At 33.2% G+C, this 6,278-nt stretch carries 6 protein-coding genes; 5 read left to right on the forward strand and 1 reads right to left on the reverse strand.

Annotated features, from left to right (window positions below):
- From QZ260_RS00405 to lhgO, 5 genes are all read left to right on the forward strand, one after another.
- On the forward strand, positions 1-987 hold a 987-nt coding region (locus tag QZ260_RS00405; protein ID WP_295981472.1), incomplete at its 5' end, for a class I tRNA ligase family protein.
- A gap of 124 nt (positions 988-1,111) precedes the next feature.
- On the forward strand, positions 1,112-1,372 hold the full coding sequence (locus QZ260_RS00410) for a SemiSWEET transporter (RefSeq protein ID WP_295981474.1): 261 nt from the start codon (positions 1,112-1,114) through the stop codon (positions 1,370-1,372).
- A gap of 81 nt (positions 1,373-1,453) precedes the next feature.
- Complete coding sequence (locus QZ260_RS00415) at positions 1,454-2,149, forward strand: zinc metallopeptidase (RefSeq protein ID WP_295981476.1); 696 nt, start codon at positions 1,454-1,456, stop codon at positions 2,147-2,149.
- A 104-nt stretch (positions 2,150-2,253) separates the two neighbouring features.
- Complete coding sequence (locus tag QZ260_RS00420) at positions 2,254-4,023, forward strand: DNA mismatch repair protein MutS (RefSeq protein WP_295981478.1); 1,770 nt, start codon at positions 2,254-2,256, stop codon at positions 4,021-4,023.
- Positions 4,024-4,106: 83 nt separating this feature from the next.
- The gene (lhgO, locus tag QZ260_RS00425) at positions 4,107-5,330 is read left to right on the forward strand and encodes an L-2-hydroxyglutarate oxidase (RefSeq protein WP_295981480.1); all 1,224 of its coding nucleotides are present in this window, start codon (positions 4,107-4,109) and stop codon (positions 5,328-5,330) included.
- A gap of 147 nt (positions 5,331-5,477) precedes the next feature.
- Here the strand turns inward: lhgO and QZ260_RS00430 are convergent.
- The coding region (locus QZ260_RS00430) for a S46 family peptidase (RefSeq protein ID WP_295981483.1) at positions 5,478-6,278 on the reverse strand (801 nt) is incomplete at its 5' end.

Raw genomic sequence — 6,278 nt, forward strand, 5'->3', positions numbered from 1 at the left:
CAAAAGTTTTTATTCGATAAAGGTGTTGTGCCTGTTGATGAGTATGCGAAAAAGCTAATTAATCAAGGGATGATTCTGGGGACTAGTGCTTTTGTTTATAGAGAAGAAGGGACCAATAGATATTTATCGCTAGGATTGATAAAAGACAAAAAGGTTCAACCGCTTCATGTAAAAGTTAAATATATCAACTCATCCGATGAGTTGGATATTGAAGGATTAAAGGCTGATGATGAATTTGGTGAAGATTATAAAGACTCAGAATTTATTTTAGAAAACGGAATTTATAAAGTAGGACGTGATGTTGAAAAAATGTCGAAATCTAAATACAATGTTGTAAACCCAGATGATATTGTTTCAGATTATGGAGCAGACAGTCTACGTCTTTATGAAATGTTTTTAGGCCCTTTAGAGCAATACAAACCTTGGAATACCGCTGGGATTACAGGCGTGCATTCATTTCTTAAAAAACTATGGAAATTGTATGCTGATGATAACGGACTAAAAGTTACGGATGCAACTCCAACAAAGGATAACTTAAAAACGCTTCATAAAACTATTAAAAAGGTTCAAGAAGATATTGAGAACTTTTCGTTTAATACATCGGTTTCTACCTTTATGATTGCTGCGAATGAGCTAACGGTTCAAAAATGTACTTCAAAAGAGATACTTGAACCATTACTGGTTTTAATTTCGCCTTATGCACCTCATATTGCTGAGGAATTATGGAGTCAGTTAGGGAATAATGGGTCAATTTCAATTGCGCCATTCCCGGAATTTGATGCAAGTCATTTGGTAGAAAGCAGTAAAAATTATCCAATCTCTTTTAATGGTAAAATGCGTTTCACTATGGAATTATCATTGGATATGAGTAAAGATGATATAGAAAAAGCAGTTTTAGCAAACGAAAAAACACAAGAACAATTAGCTGGTAGAATACCTAAAAAAGTAATCGTAGTTCCTGGTAAAATTGTAAATATTGTTGGGTAACGTCATTGCGAATCGTCCTTTTTTGGCGTGATGTGTGAACCTCTTTATAGTTGAGTTTCAATTCTAAGGATAACCACGTCACCAATTTTATCATTATAGCGATTATATTATTACAAAATACTAAATGAATTACATAGAAATAGTAGGCTTTACAGCAGCAATTTTAACAACGGCAGCATTTCTGCCACAAGTATACAAAACTTGGAAAACAAGGGATGTTTCTGCTTTGTCCCTGCCTATGTTAATCATGTTTATTACAGGCATAACATTATGGCTAGTTTATGGATTGTATATACATAGCCCATCTATGGTTGTTGCCAATGCTATAACTATAGGGTCTTCGATTGTATTGATTTATTTTAAAATAAAATACAGTAAAAAATAATGTTATTACTGACAAAATTTCATAAAATGAAGTTGGCGTTATTTTTGTAATAATGAAATAGAATTTAAAAACTAAAAAACAATGTTACAATATTATATATTGCTTGGGGCTATAGCCTTAGTAAGTTGGTTAGTAAGTAGCAAATTAAAAAAGAAATTTGCTAAATACTCGAAAGTACAATTACGCAACGGGATGAGTGGTGCTGAAATTGCAGAAAAAATGTTAGCAGATCATGGTATTAGAGATGTTGAGGTTATTTCTACGGCAGGACAATTAACAGATCATTACAATCCAAAAAACAAAACCGTTAATTTAAGCGAGTCCGTTTATAATCAACGTAATGCGGCTGCAGCTGCGGTTGCTGCACATGAATGTGGACACGCAGTGCAACATGCACAAGCTTATAGCTGGCTGCAAATGCGTTCGGCTTTAGTTCCTGTGGTTAGTGTGACATCAGGAATGTCTCAATGGGTTGTTATTGGTGGATTGATGTTAGGTGCTGCGGCAGGTTTAGGGTTTGGCTATTATGTAGCTGTTGCTGGTCTGGCGATGATGGGGTTTGCCACCTTATTCAGTTTTATAACTTTACCTGTAGAATATGATGCTAGTAATCGTGCATTGGCATGGTTGAAAAATAAAAACATGGTATCTCAAGAAGAATATGCAGGTTCTGAAGATGCTCTTAAATGGGCTGCTAGAACGTATTTAGTTGCAGCTATTGGTGCATTAGCATCTTTGGTATATTGGGCGCTTCAGGTATTTGGTGGAAGAGATTAAAAACCATTTATACCAATTATAATTGGTATAATATAAATACAAGTCTAAAGCTCTGAATTTTTTCAGGGCTTTTTTGTTTCTTTACTTTTCAATTTATATTATAAATGAATCATTTAAAATACTATCATAATCATTTAGAAAAATACCAAACTGAAGCTAAAAATCTGTATAAGAAAATGACTGGAATAAGCACGTTGCGCTTATTCATATTTTTAGTAACAGGTTTTGGGATTTATTTCTTTTTTAGTCAATGGAAAATCGCTGTTTCAATTGGAGTTTTTGGTGTAGTTATATTCATTTATTTACTTTCAAAATACACAGATATTAAAAAACGACGAGAGTTTAATAAAGCGCTAGTTGTCATTAATAATGATGAGATTAAAATTGCATCTGGTGATTTTCACGATAGAGATGAAGGTCTTCAGTTTCAAGATCCTAGTCACTTTTACAGCTTAGATATCGATTTGTTTGGGCGTGGTTCGTTTTTTCAATTCATTAATAGAACAACCATAAATGAAGGGACACACCAATTAGTAAATGCGTTAAAAGCAAATAACATAGATGATATTGAGTCTAGACAAGAAGCGATTAAAGAACTGATTTCTAAGCCCCAATGGCGTCAATATTATTCAGCAACTTCTAATTTGGTAGCTGTTGAAACCCCAGCAGAACACATTATAAAGTGGTTGAAAAATCATAAAACGTTTTTACCAAAGGTAATGTCGTGGTTACCTATGGTATTTGGTTTAGCACCTATCGTTTTATTTGTGCTTACAGTTTTAGGATTTATAACAAATCAAGCGTTAATAGGGTATTGGCTGTTTTTAGGATTGGGTATTACAGGTCGTTATCTAAAAAAAATAAATATACTAGCATCAAATACAAATAAAGTTAAAGATACTTTTCGTCAATATGCTTCATTATTAGATTTAATAGAAAACGAATCTTTTTCCTCGGAATTATTAAAACAAAAGCAGAAACAAATTCAATCAGGCGATAAAAAAGCTTCTGAAATTTTTAAGGCATTTTCCAAATCGTTAGATGCTTTAGATAACCGGAATAACCTAATTGGAGCTATTTTTGGGAATGGTTATTTTTTAACAGATATAAAGAATAGTTATCAAATTGAACAATGGATAGCCCAATATACTAACAAGGTGTCTGATTGGTTTGAAGTTGTGTCCTTTTTTGATGCTTATAATTCTCTGGGGAACTATGGGTACAATCATCCAGAGTTTGTTTTTCCAGAAATAGTGAAAGCCGGTTCAGTTATAAAGGCTGAACATTTAGGGCATCCATTATTAAATAAAGATAAGCGAGTTGATAGTGATTTAACTATTGAAAACGAACAGTTTTTTATCGTTACAGGCGCTAATATGGCAGGTAAAAGCACTTTCTTAAGAACGGTATCTTTACATATTGTTATGGCTAATGTAGGGCTGCCAATTTGTGCAAAGTCCAGTCAGTACTCCCCAGTGAAATTAATTACGAGTATGCGAACATCAGACTCTTTAATTGATGATAGTTCGTATTTCTTTTCGGAATTAACTCGACTTAAATTTATTGTTGATGCGATTCAAAAAGAGCCTTATTTTATTGTTTTGGATGAAATTTTAAAAGGAACCAACAGCACAGATAAAGCTATTGGCTCCAGAAAATTTGTAGAAAAGCTAGTCGCGTCAAATGCTACGGGGATTATTGCTACTCACGATTTGAGTTTATGTGAAATCTCAAAAGCGCTTGACGATGTGAAAAACTATTATTTTGATGCCGAAATTGTAAATGACGAATTGCACTTTGATTATACTTTAAAAGAAGGGGTTTGTCAAAACATGAATGCATCCTTTTTATTGAAAAAGATGGAGATAATATAAGTTGTAGTTGCGTGTTTTCTAAATGGCTTTAGTCTTGAAATACAAGAAAATAATAGTATATTCATTGTATTAAAACTTTTCTTTTGGCTACACAAAAAATATATGATGTTACTATTATTGGTGGCGGTATTGTTGGAGTAGCAACAGCATATAAAATTCAACTTAAGTATCCACATTTAAAAATATTACTTATTGAGAAAGAGCGTCAATTGGCAGCGCATCAAACGGGTAATAATTCTGGAGTTATCCATTCAGGTTTATATTACAAACCCGGGTCTTCAAAAGCTAAAAATTGTGTTGACGGCAGAAAACAACTTGTAAAGTTTGCAAAAACATACGGTGTTAAACATGAGGTTTGCGGTAAAGTAGTAGCTGCTGTAGATAAGATTGAATTGCCTTTTTTAGATAAAATTTTCCAAAATGGTATTGTAAATGAAACCGAAGGGATTGAAAAAATTGATGGGTATCAATTAAGGGATATTGAGCCTCATGTTGAAAGCATTGGTGGTATTTGGGTGCCTTGTACAGGGATAATTGATTTTCGAGAAACCACTGAAACTTTGGCGGAATTAGTGTTAGCTAAACAGCCTGAAAGCAGAATTATACTTGGAGAAAAAGTAGAATCATATAGTCATAAAGGGGAAGAGTCTGTTATGATAACCTCTAAAAATAAATACCGGACGAAACATTTAATTTTTTGTGGTGGTTTACAAGCAGATCGACTAGCAAAAAAAGACAATATAAAACTAAAAGAGCGCGTGGTTGGTTTTAGAGGTGATTATTATAATCTAACCGAAGAAGCAAAAAGTAAAGTTAAGAACTTGATTTATCCTGTGCCCAATCCTGAATTCCCCTTTTTAGGGGTTCATTATACTAGAATGGTTAATGGTGATGTAGAGTGTGGGCCAAATGCTGTATTAACATTTAAAAGAGAAGGTTATGGTAAAACTGATTTCAATTTGAAAGATACCATGGATGCTGTATCTTATTCAGGAACTTGGAAATTACTATTAAATCACACTAATTTTGCTGTTAATGAATACCGCCGAGCGTTTTCTAAAAAGCTGTTTCTATGTACATTGCAGCGTTTAATACCATCGTTAACCATGAATGATATTGAACCTGGTAGAGCTGGTGTAAGAGCTATGTTACTAAAGGAAGACGGCACAATGCAAGACGATTTTAAAATTGTGTATCAAGATAGAAGTATTCATGTGTTAAATGCACCATCCCCTGCTGCTACGGCATGTTTAGCAATTGGTGATAAAATTTGTGATATGGCAACTAAGCACTTCAATTTGGCTTAACTATTTTAGATTACTTTAAAAAAATGGCCTTTATAAACAAGACTTATTATAACAATTGAAGATTATATGATGATTTTGTTTTCTATAAAAAAAGACCTAACAGATTTTTATAATCTGGTAGGTCTGAATATTTTATTTCGCTGTAAATTATTTTTTAGGATGCACTAATTTCATTTCATCAATTAAATGTTTTGCTCCAGCATATTTATCAATTATAAAAAGTACGTAGCGTAAATCTACCATAATGTTTCTACAAATCTCAGGGTCGTAATTCATGTCACTCATAGTGCCTTCCCAAACACGATCAAAATTTAAACCTACTAAATTTCCATGAGCATCAATAGCAGGGCTACCAGAATTTCCACCAGTAGTATGGTTAGTTCCTAAAAAACAAACGGGTACCTTCCCGTTGGTATCTGCATATGTTCCATAATCTTTAGAAGCGTGTAAATCGCGCAATTTTTGTGGTACATCAAATTCATAATCTCCTGGAATATACTTTTCAATAACGCCATCTAAATAACTCACATGGTTATAATACACAGCATCTTTTGGAGAATAACCACGAACCTGACCATAAGTTACACGAAGCGTACTATTAGCATCTGGAAAATAACGCGCATTTGGTAAAGCTTCCATTAAAGCGGTCATGTATTTGGTTTGTAAAGCAGCTATAGGCTCGTTTTTTTGCTGAAATTCTTTATCTATCGTATTATAAAACTCATCAATGATTGGTTTTGCAAATTTGTATGCTGCATCGTTATTTATGTTTTTTAATACTTGTTCGGGAGTGCCTTGTAATAATCTCAAAGCCGAATCTAGATTTGTAAATGCAGTATTATTATAAATAGAATCATCAACATGATCAGTATAAAAAGGCATTACACTGATAAAAACACCTTTATCCACATCAACATTGTAGTTTTTGTGAATACCCTTAAATCTTCT

It is taken from the genome of uncultured Algibacter sp. (assembly GCF_905480415.1).
Lineage (GTDB): Bacteria > Bacteroidota > Bacteroidia > Flavobacteriales > Flavobacteriaceae > Algibacter_B.

Coding starts and splice junctions, on each gene's coding strand:
- QZ260_RS00410 (WP_295981474.1), top strand. CDS start 1,112: ATGAATTACATAGAAATAGTAGGCTTTACAGCAGCAATTTTAACAACG.
- QZ260_RS00420 (WP_295981478.1), top strand. CDS start 2,254: ATGAATCATTTAAAATACTATCATAATCATTTAGAAAAATACCAAACT.
- QZ260_RS00415 (WP_295981476.1), top strand. CDS start 1,454: ATGTTACAATATTATATATTGCTTGGGGCTATAGCCTTAGTAAGTTGG.